This is a genomic window from Neobacillus mesonae (assembly GCF_023715155.1).
Classification (GTDB): Bacteria; Bacillota; Bacilli; order Bacillales; family Cytobacillaceae; genus Neobacillus; species Neobacillus mesonae_A.
On sequence record NZ_JAMBNQ010000001.1, the window covers coordinates 311898 to 335632 of the forward strand.

At 37.6% G+C, this 23735-nt stretch carries 28 protein-coding genes; 27 read left to right on the forward strand and 1 reads right to left on the reverse strand.

The window, feature by feature from the left end; all coding sequences use genetic code 11:
* Nucleotide 1: 1 nt before the first annotated feature.
* The 9 genes from M3183_RS01680 (at nt 2) to M3183_RS01720 (ending at nt 7063) form a co-directional block, all read left to right on the forward strand.
* Nucleotides 2–1273 carry a tetratricopeptide repeat protein gene (locus M3183_RS01680; protein WP_251465843.1) on the forward strand — a complete coding sequence of 424 codons (1272 nt, stop codon included), beginning with the start codon at nt 2–4 and terminating at the stop codon, nt 1271–1273.
* A 29-nt stretch (nt 1274–1302) separates the two neighbouring features.
* Nucleotides 1303–1869 carry a ReoY family proteolytic degradation factor gene (locus tag M3183_RS01685; protein WP_251465845.1) on the forward strand — a complete coding sequence of 189 codons (567 nt, stop codon included), beginning with the start codon at nt 1303–1305 and terminating at the stop codon, nt 1867–1869.
* A 296-nt stretch (nt 1870–2165) separates the two neighbouring features.
* Nucleotides 2166–2630, forward strand: coding sequence for a YpiF family protein (locus M3183_RS01690; RefSeq protein ID WP_251465846.1), 465 nt, complete (start codon nt 2166–2168; stop codon nt 2628–2630).
* A gap of 137 nt (nt 2631–2767) precedes the next feature.
* Nucleotides 2768–3274 (forward strand): QcrA and Rieske domain-containing protein, encoded by a 507-nt coding sequence (locus M3183_RS01695; protein WP_285878325.1) that lies wholly within the window; start codon nt 2768–2770, stop codon nt 3272–3274.
* A 3-nt stretch (nt 3275–3277) separates the two neighbouring features.
* On the forward strand, nt 3278–3952 hold the full coding sequence (gene qcrB, locus M3183_RS01700) for a menaquinol-cytochrome c reductase cytochrome b subunit (protein ID WP_127487940.1): 675 nt from the start codon (nt 3278–3280) through the stop codon (nt 3950–3952).
* A 65-nt stretch (nt 3953–4017) separates the two neighbouring features.
* The gene (locus tag M3183_RS01705; RefSeq protein ID WP_251465851.1) at nt 4018–4788 is read left to right on the forward strand and encodes a menaquinol-cytochrome c reductase cytochrome b/c subunit; all 771 of its coding nucleotides are present in this window, start codon (nt 4018–4020) and stop codon (nt 4786–4788) included.
* 64 nt (nt 4789–4852) lie between these two features.
* Nucleotides 4853–5446, forward strand: coding sequence for a lipoprotein heptaprenylglyceryl N-acetyltransferase LhaT (gene lhaT / locus M3183_RS01710; protein WP_251465853.1), 594 nt, complete (start codon nt 4853–4855; stop codon nt 5444–5446).
* An 87-nt stretch (nt 5447–5533) separates the two neighbouring features.
* Complete coding sequence (ypjB, locus tag M3183_RS01715; protein WP_251465855.1) at nt 5534–6328, forward strand: sporulation protein YpjB; 795 nt, start codon at nt 5534–5536, stop codon at nt 6326–6328.
* 57 nt (nt 6329–6385) lie between these two features.
* Nucleotides 6386–7063 (forward strand): zinc metallopeptidase, encoded by a 678-nt coding sequence (locus M3183_RS01720; RefSeq protein WP_251465857.1) that lies wholly within the window; start codon nt 6386–6388, stop codon nt 7061–7063.
* 62 nt (nt 7064–7125) lie between these two features.
* On the opposite strand, the gene M3183_RS01725 is transcribed toward M3183_RS01720, so the two are convergent.
* The gene (locus M3183_RS01725; protein WP_251465859.1) at nt 7126–7998 is read right to left on the reverse strand and encodes a YitT family protein; all 873 of its coding nucleotides are present in this window, start codon (nt 7996–7998) and stop codon (nt 7126–7128) included.
* 207 nt (nt 7999–8205) lie between these two features.
* On the opposite strand from M3183_RS01725, the gene M3183_RS01730 reads away from it, so the two are divergent.
* From M3183_RS01730 to M3183_RS01815, 18 genes are all read left to right on the forward strand, one after another.
* On the forward strand, nt 8206–8541 hold the full coding sequence (locus M3183_RS01730; protein WP_251465861.1) for a nucleotide pyrophosphohydrolase: 336 nt from the start codon (nt 8206–8208) through the stop codon (nt 8539–8541).
* 23 nt (nt 8542–8564) lie between these two features.
* A complete protein-coding gene (gene dapB, locus M3183_RS01735; protein WP_251465870.1) occupies nt 8565–9368 on the forward strand; it encodes a 4-hydroxy-tetrahydrodipicolinate reductase in 804 nt (267 codons plus the stop codon).
* 11 nt (nt 9369–9379) lie between these two features.
* Nucleotides 9380–9799 carry a methylglyoxal synthase gene (mgsA, locus tag M3183_RS01740; protein WP_251465873.1) on the forward strand — a complete coding sequence of 140 codons (420 nt, stop codon included), beginning with the start codon at nt 9380–9382 and terminating at the stop codon, nt 9797–9799.
* Complete coding sequence (gene bshB1 / locus M3183_RS01745) at nt 9789–10502, forward strand: bacillithiol biosynthesis deacetylase BshB1 (RefSeq protein WP_251465881.1); 714 nt, start codon at nt 9789–9791, stop codon at nt 10500–10502. The genes mgsA and bshB1 overlap by 11 nt, the downstream gene beginning before the upstream one ends.
* Nucleotides 10503–11630 (forward strand): N-acetyl-alpha-D-glucosaminyl L-malate synthase BshA, encoded by a 1128-nt coding sequence (bshA, locus tag M3183_RS01750; RefSeq protein ID WP_251465883.1) that lies wholly within the window; start codon nt 10503–10505, stop codon nt 11628–11630.
* A gap of 10 nt (nt 11631–11640) precedes the next feature.
* On the forward strand, nt 11641–12840 hold the full coding sequence (locus M3183_RS01755; protein WP_251465885.1) for a CCA tRNA nucleotidyltransferase: 1200 nt from the start codon (nt 11641–11643) through the stop codon (nt 12838–12840).
* Nucleotides 12825–13802: a biotin--[acetyl-CoA-carboxylase] ligase gene (locus M3183_RS01760; protein ID WP_251465887.1), complete on the forward strand. Its 978-nt coding sequence runs from the start codon at nt 12825–12827 to the stop codon at nt 13800–13802. Before M3183_RS01755 ends, M3183_RS01760 begins: the two co-directional genes overlap by 16 nt.
* 143 nt (nt 13803–13945) lie before the next feature.
* Nucleotides 13946–14146, forward strand: coding sequence for a hypothetical protein (locus tag M3183_RS01765; RefSeq protein WP_251465888.1), 201 nt, complete (start codon nt 13946–13948; stop codon nt 14144–14146).
* A 15-nt stretch (nt 14147–14161) separates the two neighbouring features.
* Nucleotides 14162–14998, forward strand: a complete 837-nt coding sequence (gene panB, locus M3183_RS01770) for a 3-methyl-2-oxobutanoate hydroxymethyltransferase (RefSeq protein WP_251465890.1) — start codon at nt 14162–14164, stop codon at nt 14996–14998.
* A complete protein-coding gene (gene panC, locus M3183_RS01775) occupies nt 14995–15843 on the forward strand; it encodes a pantoate--beta-alanine ligase (protein WP_251465893.1) in 849 nt (282 codons plus the stop codon). Before panB ends, panC begins: the two co-directional genes overlap by 4 nt.
* A 20-nt stretch (nt 15844–15863) precedes the next feature.
* Nucleotides 15864–16247 (forward strand): aspartate 1-decarboxylase, encoded by a 384-nt coding sequence (gene panD, locus M3183_RS01780; protein WP_251465894.1) that lies wholly within the window; start codon nt 15864–15866, stop codon nt 16245–16247.
* 81 nt (nt 16248–16328) lie between these two features.
* A complete protein-coding gene (dinG, locus tag M3183_RS01785; RefSeq protein WP_251465895.1) occupies nt 16329–19133 on the forward strand; it encodes an ATP-dependent DNA helicase DinG in 2805 nt (934 codons plus the stop codon).
* A gap of 102 nt (nt 19134–19235) precedes the next feature.
* Complete coding sequence (locus tag M3183_RS01790) at nt 19236–20078, forward strand: ComEC/Rec2 family competence protein (RefSeq protein ID WP_251465897.1); 843 nt, start codon at nt 19236–19238, stop codon at nt 20076–20078.
* 93 nt (nt 20079–20171) lie between these two features.
* The gene (locus M3183_RS01795; RefSeq protein WP_311315339.1) at nt 20172–20651 is read left to right on the forward strand and encodes a cell wall elongation regulator TseB-like domain-containing protein; all 480 of its coding nucleotides are present in this window, start codon (nt 20172–20174) and stop codon (nt 20649–20651) included.
* 33 nt (nt 20652–20684) lie between these two features.
* Complete coding sequence (locus M3183_RS01800) at nt 20685–21872, forward strand: pyridoxal phosphate-dependent aminotransferase (protein WP_251466263.1); 1188 nt, start codon at nt 20685–20687, stop codon at nt 21870–21872.
* Between the two features lie 120 nt (nt 21873–21992).
* Nucleotides 21993–22694 carry a DnaD domain-containing protein gene (locus tag M3183_RS01805; RefSeq protein WP_251465902.1) on the forward strand — a complete coding sequence of 234 codons (702 nt, stop codon included), beginning with the start codon at nt 21993–21995 and terminating at the stop codon, nt 22692–22694.
* Between the two features lie 15 nt (nt 22695–22709).
* Nucleotides 22710–23375 (forward strand): endonuclease III, encoded by a 666-nt coding sequence (gene nth / locus M3183_RS01810; RefSeq protein ID WP_251465904.1) that lies wholly within the window; start codon nt 22710–22712, stop codon nt 23373–23375.
* Nucleotides 23368–23727, forward strand: coding sequence for a YpoC family protein (locus M3183_RS01815; RefSeq protein WP_251465906.1), 360 nt, complete (start codon nt 23368–23370; stop codon nt 23725–23727). Before nth ends, M3183_RS01815 begins: the two co-directional genes overlap by 8 nt.
* The last annotated feature ends 8 nt before the right edge of the window (nt 23728–23735 follow it).

The following is a 23735-nucleotide window of genomic DNA, read 5'->3' on the forward strand; positions in this document are numbered from 1 at the left end:
TATGGATCGAGTCAATAAAATTATTCAATTATTAGAAAACGGCCAACATAAAGAAGCCTTAGATGAATATAATGTTGTATTAAACAGAGGCAGTCATGAGGAGAAATTCCTTTTAGGGGAAGAATTATTTCAGTATGGGTTTCTTGATGAGGCCAAGGCATTAATTGAAAAGCTCCTAAGCGTTTTTCCTGAGGAAGGCGAGCTTCTTATTCTATTAGCTGAAATTTTGGTTGAAGCTGGTCAAGAAGAAGAGGCGATTCTTGAATTAGAAAAGATTTCAACCGGGGATGCGAATTACGGACAATCATTATTACTGCTAGCAGATCTTTACCAAATGGAAGGATTATATGAAGTCTCTGAAAATAAGATTTTGCAGGCAAAGGAACTATTGCCAAATGAAGTTATTATTGATTTTGCCCTTGGTGAACTATATAGTGAGCAAGGCGAGATTTTAAAGGCTAAGAATGCCTATGAAGCAGTGCTGAAGGAAACGAATGAAATTGCAGGAATTAATATCCATGCCCGGCTGGCTGATTTACTTAGTTCATCAGGTGCTTTTGAAGATGCTTTAATCTATTATGATAAAGCACTTGATGAGAAACTGGAGATTAATACATTATTTGGCTACGCTTTTACAGCCTTGCAAGCAGGCTATAATCGAACAGCAATTGAAAAGTTCACAGAGCTAAAAGGCCTTGATCCTGAATATCACTCGCTTTATTTACCGCTCTCTTCAGCGTATGAGAGAGAAGAAGAACTTGAAAACAGCCTGCAAACTGTCAAAGAAGGAATAAAACAGGATGAATTTAATAAGGAGTTATTTTTTAAAGGCGGAAAAATTGCATTAAAACTGGGGATGGAAGAAGAAGCAGAAAATTACCTGCGAGAATCAATTGTACTAGATCCAGAATATTTGGATGCAATTCTAACTTTGAACAAACTCTTTTTACAACAGGAACGTTTTGAGGAAGTTCTAAATTTAATAACAGAACTTAATTTAATGAGTGAAGACGAGCCTCAGCTTTTATGGGATGCTGCCGCAGCTTACGCAGGAATAGAGGAATTTTCACGCGCATTAGACAAATATGAGAGCGCATATACTTATTTCAAGAATAACGAAACGTTTTTACTTGATTACGGATATTTTTTAATTGAGGAAGGAAAAAACGACCTGGCTGCCGAAATTTTTAAACAGGTACTCATTAAAGACCCAACCAATACTGAGGTGCTTGATTTACTTGAAAGACTGACTGATTCCGAAAATGAAAACTAAAGCTGAATATGCAGAGGAGGGAAACGACGATGGCAACCCCTGTTTCTGTCAACGAGAAGAAGGATTTTATTCGCTGGTTTTTAAATCATTATCAATTAAAGAGAAGAGAATGTGTTTGGATTTTAAACTACTTAATGAGCCATGATCAGCTAATGGAAAAGGTTCATTTTGTTGAGCAGGCACAGTATTGTCCACGCGGTCTAATCATGTCGACGCATTGTGTAGATAAAGTGCCGTTTCGCTTTTACAAGGAAAACGTAATGACAACAGATGCTGAAAAATCTTTTCATGATATTCGCCTGAATCGGGACGAGGATATTTATATCCAGCTAAACTTCAATGCTTCAAATCAGGCACATCAATATGTGGCAGTCCTAGAAGAAAATCCATATGTCCCTAAACATCTGCAGGTGAATGAAAAAGACGGTATGATTGCAGAGCAGATGCTTAAAGAAAGCATCGAACGGTTTCAAAGGGAAAAACTTCTCCAGCTGATTGATGATGCACTAGACAGACAGGATCGGGAAGCTTTCCTTTCCCTAACAGAAAAATTAAATCAACTATCACAAAATGAACAAGAGGGGAGTTTGCGATAAGCAAACCTCTTTTTTTTATTTAGAAAAAATTAAATAAATTTTTCTGTGAATCATCTCGAACTAGTAATCTGGATGTGGGTCCAGCACTCAGCGCCTCAGGGCCTTATGGTTGTCGGGGCTTTCCACTAAGGAAAGCATCAAAGAGAATCTGCGTCTGCAAAACAAGCTGTGCTTGTTCCGCAGAGGCAAACACTTTTTTTCTTTGCTTGATAATTTTTCATATTCTTCAATATGTTTAAATGTTTAGGGAATAATGGTACTATTGGGGTAGTGAATTTTAAAGGTTGGTGCAAAAAATGAAATGGTTACCTCAAGATGTTGAGACGTACTCTGCTGCTAAAGAATATGTTGATACGGCTGTTGTGCCGTTATATTCCATCACTATAGGAAAAGGGGTAAAGCAATCCGCTGCGGCATCTGAATTTATTACATTATTAACAAATTATTTAGAAAGACAATTTACCGGCAGAATTCTATTGTTTCCACCCTTCACCTATCTTGGAAATGAGCAGGATGAAAAAGTATTGACTGATCTCAAGAAATGGGAGGAAAGTATCCTTGATGCTGGATTTAAACATGTTTTCTATGTAACTTCTGATTTTGAGTGGCGAAGCAGGGAAGGTGAACTGAATGGTACGTTAATTTGGCTGCCGGCTATTCCGCTTGAGCAGATGAATGATACACAAAAATTAACGATGATTGACAGCCAAGTTCAGCAGCTTTTAACGATTTTTACACAAAAGTGGCAAAAAAGTGACTAATTCACTGTTTATTACCTTTTTTAAAATAGTATGATATTGACCTTGTCCGAAGATTGATATATCATTGTTATGTCCTAGTTTTATTGTGTTTAATTTAGTCCCGTGGACTTAACTTCATGAATGGAGGGGGGATAAGCATGAGTAAAGATCGCGTTTCAAGACGTCAATTCTTGAGCTACACACTAACTGGTGTAGGTGGATTCATGGCAGCAGGGATGTTAATGCCAATGGTCAGATTTGCTGTTGATCCTGTATTAAAGGCAGAAGCGGCAGGGGATTTTGTTGCAACAAAGCAGAAGGTTGCTGATTTAACAAATGAGCCTGTTCGTGTTGACTTTTCCTATAAGCAGAAAGATGCATGGTATGAATCTGATGTAACAGAATCTGCTTGGGTTTACAAGGATGATGCAGGTAAAATTATGGCTCTGTCACCTGTATGTAAGCATTTAGGCTGTACCGTTAACTGGAATTCCGACAAGGAACACCCAGAACAATTCTTCTGTCCATGTCACTATGGCCGTTATACAAAAGATGGAACGAACATTCCTGGTACACCACCGCTGGCACCGCTGGATGTGTACCCATACAAAGAAAAAGACGGATATCTTTATTTAGGAAAAGCTAAACCACGGAAGGAGGCGTAATCATTGTTAAACAAGATTTACGATTGGGTAGATGAGCGTTTAGATATTACGCCTTTGTGGCGCGATATCGCGGATCATGAAGTACCAGAGCATGTAAACCCTGCGCATCACTTTTCTGCGTTTGTTTATTGCTTCGGCGGTATGACATTTTTCGTTACAGTTATTCAAATTCTTTCCGGTATGTTCTTAACAATGTACTATGTACCGGATATTAAAAATGCATGGGAATCTGTATATTATCTTCAAAATGAAGTGGCTTTTGGACAAATCGTACGTGGAATGCATCACTGGGGAGCAAGTTTAGTGCTTGTAATGATGTTTTTACATACCCTGCGCGTATTCTTCCAAGGTGCTTATAAAAAGCCCCGCGAACTTAACTGGGTTGTCGGAGTACTTATTTTCTTCGTTATGCTTGGATTAGGTTTTACAGGCTATCTGTTACCATGGGATATGAAAGCGCTGTTTGCAACAAAAGTAGGCTTGCAGATAGCTGAGGCTACACCGTTCATTGGTTCGTACGTCAAAGTACTGCTTGCCGGACATGAACATATCGTAGGAGCGCAAACATTAACACGCTTCTTTGCGATTCACGTATTCTTCCTGCCTGCTGTATTATTTGGATTATTGGCAGCACACTTCATTATGATTCGGAGACAAGGTATTTCTGGACCACTATGATTTTTTGAATAATAAACAACTAACTATTTTTATTGATCTTAATAGAAAAAGGAGGGGATTGCTCGATGCATCGCGGTAAAGGTTTAAAGTTTGTAGGTGACTCTCGTGTTGTTGCACGTGAATCACGCACACCGAAGCTTCCGAAGGATTATTCAGAATACCCTGGTAAAACAGAAGCGTTCTGGCCTAACTTCCTTTTGAAAGAATGGATGATTGGAGCAGTATTCCTTGTCGGAATTTTATGTTTAACCGTTGCTCATCCAGCTCCGCTTGAAAGAATTGCGGATCCTACAGATACAGGCTATATCCCATTACCGGACTGGTATTTCTTATTCTTGTATCAATTGCTTAAATATACTTATGCATCTGGTCCTTATACGGTTATTGGAGCAATGATTATTCCTGGATTAGTTTTTGGCGGACTATTATTGGCACCATTTATTGACCGCGGACCGGAACGCCGTGCAAGCAAACGTCCATTAGCCACTGGATTTATGTTTCTTGCATTGGCAGGCATTACATTTTTAACTTGGCAGTCTGTTGCAACTCACGACTGGGCAGCAGCGGAACGTCAAGGTAAGATTGTTCAAAAAGTTGAGATTGATAAGTCGAGCGACGGCTATCAAATCGCTAGTAAAAATACTTGTATTACTTGCCATGGTGATGACCTTCAAGGAGGAGCTGCTGCACCTTCATTAGCAAATACCGGCCTTTCTGCAGAAGAAGTGGCAAAGATTGCAAAACAAGGTTATAAAAACATGCCTCCTGGAGTATTTAAAGGGAATGATGATGAGTTGAAGAAACTTTCTGAGTTCATCTCTGGACTTGGTAAGTAATATAATCGTAAAGCTGACGAGATTCGTCAGCTTTTTTTTAAGAAATGATAAAGGAGGAGCTGTTGTGCGCTGGGTTTATCCTCTCTTGGCTGCTCGGCCAACGTTAGTGTTATTGCTGATTGTAAATATATTAGGAACTATTTATGGATATTATTGGTATGGGTGGCAGCTAAAAGATACTCCTGCTATTTTTCTTCCATTTGTACCGGATAGCCCGACTGCCAGCCTCTTTTTTGTGTTTGTTCTAATTGCCTTTTTATTTAAAGGAAACTGGCCATTATTGGAGGCTTTAGCCATTGTCACGTTATTCAAATATGGTATTTGGGCAGTGGTGATGAACATTTTGGTTTATTTTGTTCAGGGAGGATTGGACTGGACAAGTTATATGCTAATTATTTCGCATTTTGCCATGGCGGTTGAAGGTATTTTATTCGCGCCATTTTATCGGTTTAATTGGAGGCATTTAGCTTTTGCTGCCATCTGGACATTACATAATGATGTAATTGATTATGTGTTTTTTATGATGCCAAGGTATCAAATGCTTGATCAATTCATGCCGGAAATCGGTTATTTTACATTCTGGCTTTCCGTTTTATCGATTGGAATAGCCTATTTTACAGTCATTCGTCCTGGACGCTTTAAGTTGGAAATTAAATAATTTCCGCTTCTGCTTTTCTTTTAAAATATTGGTCTAACCTTGTCCACCCTTTCATACATATTATTAGTAGCGAAAGGGGGGACTATTGTGAAATTAAAATGGCTTCTTTTAGCAGCAATGATTCTTATGCTTACTCCCATATCAGTAAATGCTGAGGTTCAAACACCAATGGAGAAACTAGATGATATTTCTGATGAAGCACTCCAGATGGTGAAGTTTTATAGATATGATGATGCAAAGAAACTACTGGATTATTTTTCGGACCAATTGCCCTATGCTTCTGGCACAAAGCAGCCGTTATCTATGGATGAGGTTAGAATTATTCATATCTCTCATGATGAGGCAATGGAGGCTGCTGTTAGTCCCACCATGAATCATGAAGAACGAATTAATAAACTAACGAAATTCCGACTTGTTATGGATGCAATCGTCTCGAGCCACCAGCCATTATGGACCGAAATGGAAAATCAAATCATGACTGCCTTTTCACATGCTAAAGAAGCAGCTGTAAATGGTGATACCGCCCAATTTCATACAAGCTTTAACAATTTTTTATCCTTGTATAACGTTATTTATCCTAGTATGAAAATTGATGTTCCTGCAGAAAATATACAAAGATTAGATGCACGGATAAAGTTTATTGATGAATACCGTACAGATATGATAAAAAATAAAGACAGCCAGCAAGAACTTGAGAAATTGGATACAGATTTAAAAAATCTTTTTGCCAATTTGGAAGATGATGAAGCAGATCCATCATTATGGTGGGTTATTATTTCCACTGGCAGTATTATTATTATGACACTGTCATATGTTGGATGGAGAAAGTATCAAGGAGAGAAAGAACTAAAGAAAAATGCTCGGGGAGAGCATAAAGATTGACGCGTCTAATCGGCTTAACTAAAATAATCTAAATAAAGCTGGTTAGGAGTGTAAAAATTGTACCTAATATATTTTGCTATCATTGTTTTGATTCCCATATGGGCACAAATGAGAGTGAAAAGTACATTTACTAAATATTCAAGAGTTCCATCTTCAACTTTAAGAAGCGGTGCTGAGGTTGCTAGGGGAATTTTAAATGCTAATGGATTATATGATGTTGGTGTAGAAGAGGGACAGGGATTTTTAAGCGATCACTATGATCCCCGCTCAAAGACGGTAAGATTGTCACCGGAAAACTTTCGGGGCCATTCTATTGCATCTGCTGCCGTTGCGGCTCATGAATGCGGGCATGCAATTCAGGATTCTGAAGGGTATGCCTTCTTACGTTTCCGCTCCGCTTTAGTACCTGTTGCTAACTTTGGGTCGAATGTTTCTTGGATTTTGATTATGATTGGGTTATTAGCTCATTTTTCAGGGCTTCTTTTACTAGGTATAGTATGTATGGCGGCGGCTGTTCTATTTCAGGTTATTACGCTGCCAGTTGAGTTTAATGCTTCCAGCCGCGCGATGAATCAGGTCGTATCTCTTGGTTTAATTTCAAACCGGGAAGAAAGGGAGGCAAAGAAAGTTTTAAATGCCGCTGCACTAACATATGTTGCTGCCGCAGCTGTCGCAATCCTTGAACTATTGAGGCTTGTACTTATTTTCACGGGTATGAATCGAAATGATGATTAAGAACAGTGCAAACGCTCGCTCATTTTCACTAGCAAAAGGCAATGTCTCTGATGACATTGCCTTTAGTCATTTAGAGGCATTTTGTTTTCATCAAGTGTGAACCCTTCGCCGGCCACATCATGAACAATAGAAATAGATACAAAGGCATGCGGGTCAATAGAGGTAATAATATTTTTTAACCTGATGATTTCATTTTTAGCAACAACACAATATAAAACCTCACGTTCGTTTTTTGTATAGGAACCGTATCCCCTTAGTACTGTAACACCACGATCCATTTTTTCCATGATTTTCTCAGCAATTTTTTCGTTTTGTTCCGAAATAATCATTGCTCCCCGCGCTGAATATGCCCCTTCTAACATAAAATCAATTACTCTTGCACTGACAAAAACAGCTACAAGTGTATACATTGCTTGAGTGTATTTTAGGTAGGTCATTAATGATAGTATGATTACACAGGCATCAAACATAAACATCGTTCTTCCCATATTCCAGCCGAAGTATTTCTGGACAAGTCTAGCAATAATATCCACCCCTCCGGTAGTACCGCCAAATCGAAAAATAATCCCAAGGCCAATTCCAGAGAATACTCCTGCAAAAAGTGCTGCTAATGTTAAATCATGCTCAAGTGACATATTAAGGGAAATCCGCTGGAAAACCCACAAAAAGATAGAAACGCCAACAGTACCTAAAATTGTATATAAAAAAGTATTTTTTCCTAGTATTTTCCATCCGATGAAAAATAAAGGAACATTTAATAACAGGTTAGTATAGGATGGATCCCAGTGAAACAAGAAATAAAGTAAGAGAGTAATGCCGGTAAAACCACCCTCCGCTAATTTATTTTGCATGTTGAAATTAACGAGTCCAAATGACATAATTGCTGTTCCTAATAAGATAAAAATAATATTCTTTATTTTAAGTCCAAATAGCATAGAACATTCCTCCTTTACCATATTTTAACACCGGTGGCGAATTTAATTATAGCGAATATGGTATATAAGAGCAATTAGACGCCAGAAAAATACAGTTTAGGCGAAAACATTTGTAAAACAGGATTAATTTAGCTAACATAAAATAGAAGTAAAAGAGGAAATCAAAAACTATTCTCTGCAATGTAATGAAATGAGGGTGTAATCTGTATGACAGCTGGAAAAACGGTAAGAGACCTTCAAGGTGAAGTTGATGCATATATCGGTCAATTTAAGGAAGGCTATTTTAGCCCGCTGGCCATGCTTGCAAGATTGACTGAAGAACTTGGTGAGCTTGCAAGAGAAGTTAACCATTATTATGGTGAAAAACCGAAAAAATCAACAGAAACTGAGAAAGCAATTGAAGAAGAACTAGGAGATCTTCTATTTGTGCTAATCTGCTTAGCTAATTCGTTACATATTGATTTAGAAGATGCTCATGATTTAGTCATGAAAAAATTTAATACGAGAGATAAAAATCGTTGGACAAGGATAGAAAAAGAGTAACAAAACTAATGGGAGTGAAGAAAATGGATACAATTAAAATTATCATTGCAGGGCCGCGCGGAAGAATGGGACGTGAAGCCGTTGATTTAGTGATGAACACTGAACATTTTGAATTAACCGCAGTGCTCGACCATAAAAATGATGGCATGATGTTAAGTGATGTACAAGGCTTTCAGGGAGTCACCAATGTACCGGTTTATACAGATATTGAAAAATGTCTGCAAAATACGGAGGCCGATGTCCTAATTGATTTAACCACCCCTGAAGCTGGTCCATATCATGTAAGAACTGCTTTAAACTATAATGTACGTCCCGTTGTCGGAACAACCGGGTTCACTAAAGAAGAATTACAAGAATTCGAAGAAACATGTAAGGAAAAAGAATTGGGCTGTATCATTGCACCAAACTTTGCGATAGGTGCGGTATTAATGATGAAATTTTCACAAATGGCAGCTAAATATTTTCAAGATGTAGAAATCATAGAAATGCACCATGATAGAAAGCTTGATGCGCCATCTGGAACTGCAGTTAAAACAGCTGAAATGATATCTGCTGTTAGAGAGGCTAAGAAGCAGGGGCACCCAAATGAAAAGGAAACAATAGAAGGAGCGCGCGGGGCAGATTATAATGGAATGCATATTCATTCAGTAAGACTGCCTGGCTTAATCGCACATCAGCAAGTGATGTTCGGTTCAGATGGTCAAACTATTACCATCCGTCATGATTCTTATAATCGGGCATCCTTTATGTCAGGCGTAAAAGTTGCAGTTGAAACAGTCATGAAGCAGAATACTTTCGTCTATGGTTTAGAAAATATTTTAGATTAGGAGTAATGACTATGAATATTGCTTTAATCGCTCATGATCAAAAAAAGAAGGATTTAGTACAATTTGTAACAGCCTACCAATCCATTTTTGCCAAACATAATTTACATGCTACGGGTACGACAGGGTTACGGATACAGGAAGCAACTGGTTTAAATATAACACGGTATCAGTCGGGTCCTCTTGGAGGAGATCAGGAAATAGGAGCAATGGTTGCCAAAAATCAAATGGATGCGATTTTCTTTTTTCGTGATCCGTTAACGGCACAGCCGCATGAGCCAGACGTTTCGGCACTTGTCCGTCTTTGTGATGTCTACTCTATTCCTCTTGCAACCAATATGGGTACGGCAGAATTGCTAATCAGGGGATTAGATGAGGGATTGTTAGACTGGAGAAATATCGCCAGGGAGAATAATAAAAAAAATGGAAAATAACTTTTTACATATTATGGCTTTTGGAGCTCATGCCGATGATGTAGAAATTGGCATGGGCGGTACAATTGCCCAATTGGCTTCTGAAGGAAAAAAAATTGGTATTTGTGATTTAACTGATGCCGACCTCTCTTCAAATGGTACTGTAGCTTTAAGAAAAATAGAAGCTGAACAGGCAGCAAAAACCTTAGGAGTTGTATTGCGAACTTCGCTTGGATTTCCAGATCGTGGTCTGTATTTAAAAGAAGAATACATAAATAGGATTGCTCAAATGATTCGGATTCATAAACCGAAAATCGTGTTTGCTCCATATCCGGCAGACAGGCATCCAGACCATGGGAATTGTTCCCGGCTAGTAGAAGAGGCTGTATTTTCTGCTGGCATTAAAAAATATCAAACGGAAGGATGCAATGAGCCGCATAAGGTTGAGCGATTATATTTTTATATGATTAATGGCTTTCATGAGCCGGACTTTACAATTGATATCACATCTTTCATCAATCAAAAGCTTTCCGCACTCAGGGCATATAAAAGCCAGTTTGAAAGGTCCTCTGAAAGCTTTAATACTCCGCTGGTCAATGGATATATCGAAACTGTTGAAGCGAGGGAAAGAATGTTTGGGAAACTGGTAAATGTGACTTATGCTGAAGGCTTTAAAACAAAAGTTCCGATTCTTATAAAGCATGACCTGTTAGGAGAAGAATGAATGAAGAAACTTAAGATAGGGATTACCTGTTACCCGACTGTTGGCGGTTCAGGTGTAGTCGCAACAGAACTGGGAAAATTACTTGCTGAGAAGGGACATGAGATTCATTTTATCTCTTCCAATGTTCCTTTTCGCCTGAAAAAGATTTACCATAATATTTATTATCATCAGGTAGAGGTTAACCAGTATTCTCTGTTTCAATACCCGCCATACGATATTGCCTTAGCAAGTAAAATGGCTGAGGTTGCAAAGCGAGAGAAATTGGATATCCTGCATGTTCATTATGCAATACCTCATGCGGTTTGCGCTATCCTCGCAAAACAAATGTTAGGAAGAAATATTAAAATTGTGACGACATTACATGGGACCGATATTACAGTGCTGGGTAATGATCCGTCATTGACAGATGCAATAAAATTTGGGATTGAAAAATCAGATATTGTTACCGCAGTATCTACTGCATTAGTGAATCAAACATATGAACTAATCAATCCTGATAAACACATTGAAACGGTTTATAATTTCATTGATGACCGGGTCTATCAAAAAACCGATGCACTTCATTTAAAAAGTGAATTTGGAATCAATGAAGAAGATAAAGTAATTATCCATGTATCTAATTTTCGAGCAGTAAAGCGGGTTCAGGATGTAGTAAAAACTTTTGCGAAAATTTCAGCAATTATGCCTGCAAAATTACTGCTTGTTGGTGATGGGCCAGAGATGACAATTATATCTAAACTGGTTCGACAGCTGGCACTAGAGGATCAGGTTATTTTTCTTGGGAAACAGGAAAACCTCGAAGAACTCTACTCTATTAGTGATTTAATGCTTCTGCTTTCGGAAAAGGAAAGCTTTGGTCTTGTTGTGTTGGAAGCAATGGCCTGCGGTGTTCCAAGTATAGGAACAAATATCGGCGGAATTCCGGAAGTAATTGATGACGGGGTAACAGGATATATTTGTGAAGTTGGTAACATTGAGGAGATCTCAAATAAAGCGATTAAATTATTAGAAGACACGAAACTGCATCAGCAATTTTCTCGAAGTGCAGTGGAACAGGTGAAAACGAAATTTAAGGCTGACGAGATTGTCAAACAATATGAAGAGCTATATTACCGTTTAGTGAATTAAGGTGAAGCAAATGAAAGAACCATTTTTATCAGCTGTCCCGGTTTTAAAACAGCTTGAGGATGCTGGCTTTGAGGCTTACTTTGTCGGAGGGTCTGTTAGAGATTATCTATTAAATAAAAAAATAAGTGATGTTGACATTGCGACTTCCGCAACACCAATGGAAGTAAAATCCATTTTTTCAAAAACGGTTGATATTGGGATTGAACACGGGACTGTTCTTGTCCTCACTGGCGGAAATTCATACGAAATTACCACATTTAGATCAGAAGGAAAATACGAGGATTTTCGAAGACCGACAGAAGTTTCTTTTATCCGCAGTTTAACAGAGGATCTCAGGCGCCGTGATTTTACGATTAATGCTATCGCGATGGATCGAACAGGTAAATTGGCCGATCCATTTGATGGACAATTGGCGTTAAAAGAAAGATTAATTCAATCAGTAGGTAATGCTGAAGAGAGATTTAGTGAAGATGCCCTTAGAATGATGAGAGCGGTACGGTTTGTCAGCCAGCTCTCTTTTCATATAGAAGAGAATACCCAAGCGGCATTAAAAGAACTGGCTCCACTGCTTGAAAATATTGCTGTTGAGCGAAAAAGAGCAGAATTTGAAAAGCTTATAACCGGCAGAGATTGGAAAGCGGCAATTAAAATAATCTTAGAAACGAAAATTTATTCCTATTTGCCAGGGTTGAACAATCGTAAAGCACAAATTGAAAGTTTATTATCCTACGATTGTGAGAATCTCACCAAGATTGAAATGTGGGCATTATTAATTTTCAGTCTAAAACTAAGCCAGCAGGATATAGAAAGCTTTTTAAGAGATTGGCGCCTTCCTGTTAAAGAAATAAAACTGATTCAAAAGATATTATCCCATTTAGAAATAAGGCTGCAAAGGGATTGGTCAGTTTATGATTTGTATTTGGCTGGAAATGAGGTAATTGCCTCAGTAGAAAAGCTATTTTTGGTGATTAAAGGAGTACATGAGCCAGAAAGGATCAGCGGGCTCATGAACCGATATGACAGCCTTCCTATTAAAGACAGCAGGGAGGCTGCCGTTAAGGGCAGTGATTTGATTGAATGGTTCAATCTAAGCGGCGGCCCTTGGCTAAAAGATACTTTAATGAAAATTGAACAAGCTATTTTGGAACGGAAAGTACTAAACGATAAACAAAAGATTAAGGAGTGGCTGAAAGAATGCAGTCAGAACTAAGAAAACAGCTGCTAGATGCTTTCACAAATGCCGGTGAATCCTATTTATCGGGACAATATTTAGCCGAATTAATAGGCTGTTCAAGAACAGCTGTATGGAAACACATTGAAGAATTAAGAAAAGAAGGATTTGAATTAGAGGCGGTTAGAAAAAAGGGCTATCGGATTATAAAAACACCTGAAAAAGTAACCGCAGACGAGGTGCTGCTTGGATTGACCACCAGTTTTATTGGAAGAAACATCCATTATGAAGAAAGTGTTGAATCAACTCAAAAAATTGCACACAATCTTGCATCCCAGGATGTTCCTGAAGGGACTGTGGTCATTGCGGATGAGCAAAAATCAGGAAAAGGGAGAATGAACCGTAATTGGTATTCTCCCAAATATACCGGTGTTTGGATGAGCCTGATTCTAAAGCCTAATATCCCGTTGACAAATGCTCCACAATTAACACTTTTGACAGCAGTTGCCGTTGCCAAGGGAATAGAAGAAGTTACTGAAGTCATTCCTGAAATAAAATGGCCGAACGATATTCTGATAGGTGGAAAGAAAGTAACAGGTATTTTAACAGAATTACAGGCCGAAGCTGATCAGATTCACTCTATAATTGTTGGAATTGGTATTAATGTAAATCAAAAGATCGAGGACTTTTCATCAGAGATTAAGGAGAAAGCAACCTCACTTTTTATTGAAAAAGGGGAAATAATTTCACGTGCTGCATTAATTCGCAGTATCTTTAAACATTTTGAAAAATATTATTTACTATATTTAGACCAAGGATTTTTACCAATCAAGCTTTTATGGGAAAGTTATGCTGTCAGCATTGGAAAAACCATAAAAGCTAGAACTTTAACAGATGTGATTGAAGGAAAAGCTCTAGGAATTACCAATGAGGGTGTATTAAAAATAGAAGATATGTCTGGTTCCATTCACCATGTCTATTCTGCTGATATCGAATTATAGTTATAGAAATAATTGTTGCGTGAATCTTGCAAATTTTGTACAATTTTAATGGGCAGTATCCAAAAAGTGAACTGCACCTTTTTGTATAACTATAAAAATTAAAAGGTTTCTGCCTAGATCCGTCAGCGGACAGGGACAGAGGGATGGAACAAGCAAAAGAGTACGGAATCCTTCTGCCTTCAGAAGGATTTTTTTATTATCTAGCGGAAGCAGCCCAGCCCCTTGATGCCACAAGACAAGCCGTCCAAAATAAAAGCTTGTATGTATTGTACTGGCTGGGGCTGACTGAGGGCTTACGCTTTTCTAATTTGCTCTTCAAACTGTTTTGTCACCTCTCCCATTAAAAAGGAGGGAATATGATGAAGCAAACGACAGATTTTTTAAAAATGAAAGAAGCTGGTGAAAAAATCGTTATGCTGACAGCTTACGATTATCCATCAGCAAAACAAGCTGAACAAGGCGGAGTGGATCTTATTTTAGTTGGGGATTCACTTGGCATGGTCGTTTTAGGTTATGATTCCACAGTTTCAGTCACAATGGAAGACATGATTCATCATGCAAAAGCAGTCAAACGAGGAGCAAAAAACACATTTATAGTTGTTGATATGCCGTTTCTTTCCTATCATTTATCAGTAAAAGACACTTTACTCAATGCTGGAAGACTAATTCAGGAAACAAACGCAAATGCCGTAAAATTAGAAGGAGCAGATGAGGTCATTGAGAAAATTTCTGCTCTTACGAAAGCAGGAATTCCAGTTTGTTCTCATTTAGGTTTAACACCGCAATCAGTGGGTGTACTAGGTGGATACAAGGTACAGGGAAAGGATGCCGGCGCTGCCAAGAAACTTTTAGAAGACGCTAAAAAATGTGAGGCAGCAGGGGCGTTCGCTATTGTTTTGGAATGTGTCCCAAAACAGCTGGCAGGTGAAGCGGCTAAATTACTTTCCATTCCGGTAATTGGAATCGGGGCAGGAATTGATGTTGATGGACAGGTTCTTGTTTATCATGATATTTTGGGTTACGGGGTTGACAGGGTACCTAAGTTTGTTAAACAATACCATTCTGTCCAACCATTTATGGTTGAATCAATCCAAGCCTATGCAGCTGATGTAAGAAATAAACAATTTCCTGAAGAAAAGCATTCTTTTACAATGAAAGAACAAGAATTAAAGGCTCTTTATGGAGGTTTACGATGAAAGTTGTAACAACAATCAAGGAAATGCAGGAAGAAATCGCTTTACAAAAGAAATGCGGGCAGACCGTTGGTTATGTCCCGACAATGGGATACCTCCATGAAGGCCATTTAACTCTGCTAAAACAGGCTGGAAAGGAAAATGATCTTGTAGTACTAAGTATTTTTGTTAATCCAATACAGTTTGGACCAGAGGAGGATTTAGCTTCATATCCGCGGGATTTCGAACGGGACCGTGCTTTGGCAGAATCTGAACATGTAGACTACATCTTTTATCCATCGGTTGATGAAATGTACCCAAACAAATTAACGGTTAGAGCAATTGTACAAGAGCGGACTGAAGTATTATGTGGAAAATTACGCCCTGGACATTTTGACGGTGTAGCAACTGTCATTACAAAATTATTTAATATTGTGATGCCGACACGAGCTTATTTTGGCAGGAAGGATGCTCAGCAGGCGGCAGTAATAGAAGGATTAATTGCTGATTTTAATTTTCCAATCACTTTAGTTGTGGTGGACACTGTTCGTGAAACTGACGGGCTGGCTAGAAGTTCACGAAATGTTAATCTCCTGCCAGAAGAAAGAAGGCAGGCACCTGCCTTGTATAAAAGCCTGAAAGCCGCAAAATCTTTAATTGAACAAGGGGAAAAAAATCCGCCAAGAATTGTTGAAGAGGTCACAAGGATCATTCAAACTGAGACAAGCGGGAAAATAGACTATGTTGAAGTTTACTCATACCCTGAACTTAAGCCGTTAAATTTTTTGGCCGGCAGGATTATTATTGCACTAGCAGTTAAATTTACACATGCTCGATTAATCGATAATTTAATGATAGAAATCGACTAGACAGGGGAGGAAACATTGAAATGTTTCGCACCATGATGAATGGCAAAATCCATCGCGCTACAGTCACGGAAGCTAATCTAAACTATGTAGGCAGTATAACTATTGATCAAGATCTTTTAGATGCTGCTGGAATGATGGCGAATGAAAAGGTACAAATTGTTAATAACAATAATGGAGCACGACTTGAGACATACATCATTCCAGGGGAAAGAGGAAGCGGGGTTGTATGTTTAAATGGCGCTGCAGCCCGGCTTGTCCAGCCGGGAGATATTGTAATTATTATTTCTTACGTGTTGGTGCCTGAGGAAAAGGCGGCGGCACATAAGCCTAAAGTGGCGATTTTGGATGAAAATAACCATATCAAGGAGCTTATTTACGCTGAACCAGCACATACAATTATGTAAAAATCCCCGTTTTAACGGGGATTTTCTTTTTATCATTTTTATGGTACCGTTTAAGGAACGAAGGTTTGGGGTGTAATTAAAATGTTAAATAAATTTGTTGTCATAGATTTAGAAACTACCGGAAACATACCAAAAAAAGGTGATAAAATTATTCAATTTGCAGCAGTAGTAGTTGAAGATGGAATGATTACGGAACAATTTTCGTCATTGATTAACCCCCAAAAGCCGATTCCAATGTTTATTGAAGAATTAACTGGTATCAATGATGAAATGGTGAAGAATGCACCTTTATTTTCAGAAATCGCTTCAAAAGTAGAATCATTGCTGGAGAGTGCCTATTTTGTCGCTCATAATGTATTATTTGATTTATCCTTTATTCAAGAGGAATTACTTCAAGCAGGTTATGAAGGATTTTATGGTTCTGTACTGGATACTGTCGAGCTGGCGAGAATTTTATACCCGACAGCTGATGGGTATAAGCTTTCTGACTTAGCCGAAAAAGAAAACCTGCAGCATGATCGTCCACATCAGGCTGACAGTGATGCTGAGGTAACTGCAGAGCTTTTACTAATTTTTTTAAAACGATTGAGCTCTCTGCCCCGTATTACGCTTGAGCAGCTTTTCCCCCTTTCAGGAGGTTTAAAAAGTGATCTCCATCAGCTGCTGGATGAAATGCTGGAAACATTGGATGAACAAGGGCAAAAGCTATCGAAGGGCATTGAAATATTTAATAATCTCGCACTAAAAAAGTCTCTTTCTCATAATGTTGAGAGTTTGGAAGATGAAAATTATTTTTATCCAAAAAATAATCAGGACAAAGTGAACATTTTAAAAAAGGGATATGAGTTGTTTGAGAACCGGACTGGTCAATTAAAGATGATGGATACGGTTTTTCATGCCTTTCAAAGGGAAAAACACGTCTTGATTGAAGCTGGGACAGGTGTTGGTAAATCACTTGGATATTTGTTTCCAGCTGCTTATTTTTCAAGGCAGGAACACAAGAAACCAATTGTCATCAGTACATATACCATCCAGCTCCAGGAGCAGCTCTTAAAAAAAGAAATCCCTTTATTGGCTAAACTTCTGCCCTTTAACGTTGATGCTGTCCTATTAAAAGGCAGAAGCCACTATATAGATCTTGAAAAATTTTATCAGACACTTTTCGATGAGGAAGATAATTATGATACGACTTTGACAAAAATGCAAATTCTTGTATGGCTTACTGAAACTGAAACCGGTGAGAAAGACGAATTGAATTTATCGAGCGGAGGGCTTATTTTTTGGGAAAAAATCCGAAGCGGCCCTGCGGTATTTTCAAAGAAACATGATTGGCTTGAAAAGGATTTTTACCTTAAAGCGAAAAAAAAGGCAGAAAATGCTGATATTATTATTACTAATCATCCTTTATTGCTGACAGATTTAAAAGAAAACGGTTCGGTTTTGCCAGAATATAATTTTGTTATTCTAGATGAGGGCCATCATTTTGAGAAAACCGCTTCACAATTTTTTGGTGCTTCTTTAGATTATTTTGCTATTCGTCTGCTAATGGGGAAATTTGGATTAGTGGATCAGCCGCATCTTTTTTATGAACTTGAAGAAGTCATCAAAACCATTTCTGACCGAATGAATGGACCTTTTGATTCAATTAAGCTTAATCAATTAATCTTGGATTTAACCTATGAAATAGATGAATTTTTTAAGCTGGTTGTTTTATTTGCGAAAAGAAACCTGGGTGCTGCAGAACGATATTATCGTGCTAAGGTTCGATTTTCCAAGTCGGCTGGGGGAAAAGAAGGAAGAGCATTATTTATTAGTGCGGAGAGAATTTCCTTCTTGTTAAAGGACATACAGACAGCTATAAAGGAACGGCTTGACTGGATTACAAATGAAAAAAAATCATTGTCTACTATTCAAGAAAACAAATTAGAAGAAATTCACTTGTTTTTAAGTGAATTGGAAGAACTTAGGAAGACCGTGATAGATTGTTTTATAAAGGACTCAAATGATGTAAAATGGATTGAAATTGATCTGCGCTCACCTCAAAATGTTACTACTTTTGTTACTCGGCCATTGGTGGTTGCTGATAAATTAAAGGAATTATTTTTTTCGATTAAAAAATCAGTGGTCATAACGTCTGCGTCGTTAACGGTAAATCAATCATTCGGTTACATATTAAAGGAACTGGGTCTTAACTCTGAAACAACTGAGCAATTGATGATTACATCGCCTTTTGATTATAAAAATCAGGTAAAACTTTTGATTCCTAAAGATATGCCAGAAATTAATGCTGTCCCTTTGGATGAATTTGTGATTACCTTAACGGAACATATTATCTCGCTTGCTGAAGCTGCAAAAGGAAGGATGCTTCTTCTTTTTACCGCCTACGATATGCTAAAAAAAACGTACGAACTGATTAAAGAAAGCGGCTTTTTACATGATTATGTCATCATGGCCCAAGGCATTTCCAGCGGAAGCCCGGCAAGGCTGACAAGAAACTTTAAACGCTATGAAAAAGCAATTCTTCTTGGAACCAGCAGTTTTTGGGAAGGCGTAGATATTCCAGGAGAGGATCTGTCAATTCTTTGTATCGTAAGACTTCCATTTAGTCCTCCAGATGAGCCTCTAACGGAGGCAAAAAGTAAATTGATTTCGATGAGGGGCGGCAATCCTTTCACCGAATATTCACTGCCTGAAGCCGTTCTTCGCTTTAAACAAGGTTTTGGCAGGTTAATACGAACAGAGAGAGACAAAGGAATCGTTGTCGTTTTGGACAAAAGAATAATAACTACTAAATATGGATCCAGCTTTTTGGCATCCATTCCACCTGTTTCAGTACAAAAGGGTCCAATTGATGAATTAGTCAATATCATTAAAACCTGGGTGTAAGAAAGGATTATGTATAACTTCAATGTGCGGGGGATTGCTGACGTAAATGCGGGATAAAATTGGAAAAATTGTACACCCTAGAAGTATATAGGAGGTGTCAATTTGAGAATAATTTTTATTCTATTGAACCTGTTTTTTACATTTTCATTAATTGTGAATGCAGCACCGCCTGTTTTAAGTCAGGTTGAAAAAATTCATTTAAATATCAAGGATCATGAAATGGCTGTAACCTTTTTAGGACTTTCTGAAGGTGAAGCAACACTTATTCAAGGTCCTAATGACGAAAACATATTGGTTAATACCGGTGGTAAAGATACGGAAGCAGAACTTGAGGAATGGCTTGGAATTTATCATGTAAAAAAGGTGAAATCTTTAATTTTGACAAAAGAATTAGCTGATATTAATCAAATCAATAGACTTGTTTCGAAATATAACATTAAGGAAATTATCACTACTGCAAAAATAAAAGAGCAGCTTCAAAGTGAGCTGCTTCCGGTGAAGATGGTTGTTACAGATTGGAAGGAAGGCACAAAGGAAGAAATCATTCCAAATGCAACAGCCATAGTTCAATATGCTGGAAATCAAAAGCAAGAAGGTATGGACTTTAAGCTGCAGTTTTTTGACCATAGTATTTTTTTCATGTCTTCCACCAGTCAAAGTGCTGAAAAGGTTTTATTAAAAAAGAACTTGGAAAATGTAAATGTATTTAAACTTCCAAATTATACAACTGACGACGTATTATCCGGATCTTTAATCCAATTTCTTAATCCTGAAATTGCTGTATTATTTTCTATTGCTGAACAACATCAGCCCAATTCAGCTGTACTAGAGGATTTACATGAAACATGGTCAGAAATTTATTACACTAAAAAGCATGGCACGATAACAATTAAATTTACGGAAACAAAATATGAGGTTATTACAATTCCAGCTGCTGAAGAATAATCACTTGAATCCATCAAAAAAATTCATCCAAAACATACTTGATTTAACGCATTTTTGTGATAACCTGTTATAATAATGAAGTAAATTAAAGAAGTGATAAAATTGAAAAAATGGATTCTTTCAATCTCAATCATATTAGCTGTTATTATTGTTGGGACTGCCATAAAGATATACTTTAGCTCCATGCAGCCCGTTAAGGCTGCCGAAGCAAAAGCGCTTAAACAGGCAGCAGATAAAGTAAAAGAGATCGATGATTTCCACATTTATAATGGACAAGAACAGGTAAATGTGATTGAAGGAAAAAATAAGCGGGGACAAAAAGTAATTGTTTGGATTCCTAACAAAAGTAAAAAAGTAATTGTAAGAAAAGCCAAAGATGGACTTACAAAAGAGGATGCTGTCAACAAACTGTTAAAAGAAAAAAGTCCCAAAAAAATTATTTCAGTACGCCTAGGAATGGAGAAAAATATTCCTTTATGGGAAATTTATTACCGTTCTGAAAATAACCTAATGAATTATTACTATATTGATTTTGAAACAGGGGATTGGCTGAAAAAAATTGAAAATCTATAGCTTTGATGGAGAATGGAGGAACTAGGAATGGTGTTGGAATTAGCTAACAGGGTGTTGTCACTGACACCGTCAACAACTTTAGCAATTACTGCTAAGGCAAAAGAATTAAAGGCAAAAGGGGAAGATGTAATTGGTTTAGGGGCAGGCGAGCCAGACTTTAACACACCACAGCATATCTTGGATGCAGCGGCTAAATCAATGAATGAAGGTTATACCAAATATACCCCTTCAGCTGGTTTACCAGCTTTAAAGGAAGCGATCATTAAGAAATTTGAAGCTGATCAACATTTGACATATACACCTGGTCAAATAATCGTTGGTAATGGTGCAAAGCATATTCTATATACTTTATTTCAAGTGCTTCTTAATGATGGGGATGAGGTAATTATTCCTACTCCATATTGGGTAAGTTACCCAGAGCAAGTTAAACTGGCTGGTGGTGTGCCTATTCATATTGAAGGCCAAGAGCAAAATCAATTTAAAATTACTCCTGAACAACTGGCCGAAGCCATTTCTGACAAAACAAAGGCAGTCATAATCAATTCACCTAGCAATCCAACTGGTATTTTATACACCCAGGAGGAACTTGAGAAATTAGGAAAAGTTTGCTTAGAAAAAGATGTTCTTATTGTATCCGATGAAATTTATGAAAAGCTTATCTATGGCGGTGCTAAGCATGTTTCAATTGCCCAGCTTTCACCTGAATTAAATGAGCAAACAATTATTGTAAACGGTGTTTCTAAGTCCCATTCAATGACAGGATGGAGAATTGGCTATGCTGCCGGAAACGAAAAGATAATTAAGGCAATGACCAATTTGGCCAGCCATAGTACCTCTAATCCAACGACAACTGCCCAATATGCTGCAATAGCAGCTTATAATGGGCCACAAGAGCCGGTAGAGGTAATGCGAAAGGCGTTTGAAGAAAGATTGGAAATTATTTTTGATAAATTAATCTCCATTCCTGGGTTCACATGCGTAAAACCACAAGGAGCATTTTATTTATTCCCAAACGTAAAGGATGCTGCTAAAATGACTGGTTTTAATACTGTCGATGATTTTGCTTCTGCTTTATTAGAAGATGCAAAAGTGGCCGTTATTCCAGGATCAGGCTTTGGAGCTCCAAATAATATCCGTCTATCTTATGCTACATCACTAGACCAGTTAGAAAAGGCAGTTTCCAGAATGAAGGAATTTGTTGAATCAAAGTCAAATGTATAAAAATTTTTAGCGAAAAGTCTGCGGATAGCAGACTTTTTGCATTCCTTTTCCAAAGCTGGATGCCTTAATGTCTTACTGGGAATAATCGTTCATGTTATACTGTTTAAGAGGTGTCCAAAGATGAAATCAAATGTATTAGCATGGCTTGAGGAAGGTAATATTACCATCCCTAGTTTGTTATTTTCTGAATATCGTAATCTTAATTTAAATGAAACGGAACTTGTTCTTTTATTAAATATTTTAACCTTCTTAGAAAAAGGAAACTATTTTCCGACCCCGGAAGAACTATCAGAAAGAATGACCATTACAACTGCAGAGTGTAATGCAACGCTTAGAAGCCTGCTGCAAAGAGGCTTTCTTGAGATTATTGACCATACTTCTAATGAGGGAATCCGCTTTGAAAAATACTCCATTAAACCATTATGGGAAAGACTAATTGATCAATTTTTAATGATTCATCAAAATAGTACTCGAGAAAATACGAAAAAAACAGATGAAACGGATCTATATACTTGCTTTGAAAAGGAATTCGGCCGCCCGTTGTCCCCATTTGAATGTGAATCACTTGCCATGTGGATGGACGATGATCACCATGATCCTGTTATTATTAAAGCGGCTTTGAGAGAAGCTGTAATGTCCGGAAAAATGAATTTTCGTTATATTGACAGAATTCTATTTGAGTGGAAGAAAAACGGAATAAAAACAATTGAACAAGCAAAAAATCAAGGTCAAAAATTTCGCCAAAAGCAAATGCAAAAACATAATCTCAGGGAAGAAACTCATAATCCTTCAGTTCCTTTTTATAATTGGCTGGAGAATTGACGGAGGTGAACTTTGTTGCTGAATAATAGTCAAATACGTTATTGTCTTGATAAAATTGGTGAAATGTTTCCTGACGCTCATTGTGAATTAAATCATTCAAATCCATTTGAATTGGTAATTGCTGTATCTCTTTCCGCTCAATGTACAGACGCATTGGTTAATAAGGTCACAAAGGAACTGTTTAAGAAATATAAAACACCGGAAGATTATTTAAGTGTCCCGCTTGAAGAATTGCAAAATGATATTCGTTCCATTGGACTTTATCGTAATAAGGCAAAAAATATTCAAAGCCTTTGCAGAATGGTTTTGGAAAACTATGGGGGAGAGCTGCCGGAGGATCGGGATGAACTGACAAAGCTTCCGGGTGTCGGGCGGAAAACGGCGAATGTGGTTGTATCAGTCGCTTTTAATATACCAGCAATTGCAGTAGATACACATGTAGAACGAGTAAGTAAACGTTTAGGGATTTGCCGCTGGAAAGATTCTGTTCTTGAAGTAGAGAAGACATTAATGAAAAAAATCCCCAAAGAAGAATGGTCTGTTTCCCATCATCGATTAATTTTTTTCGGGAGATACCATTGTAAAGCCCAAAATCCCCATTGTCCAAGCTGTCCATTATTAGAGTTGTGCCGGGAAGGTAAAAAAAGAATGAAATCAAAGGCGGCTGCAGTCAATGAATAATGAGATGACAAGCAACAGCATACTTGAAAAATGGAACAGCATCAAAACACAGCTTGAGTATTTCTTTCGTAAACGGGATCAAGAAAATACAGAAATTCTAATGAAACAGGGAATATCCTTGTTTATTCAATTTTTATCTTCAGTTAATGAAATGGTATTTCAGGAAGGGCAGGAAATACCCTATCAAAATATGAGTTTTAAACCGGTTAATCTTGAGGAAAGACTTGGTTTTATTATTTCCAGACCTAAGCTTTATCATTCTTACCGTCAGCTGTCAGAACTAATGGTTGAGTTAGAAAAATTATCAGCTAAAAAAGAGATTAAAAAAAAATCGTCCAGCTATAAAAGCTAGACGATTCT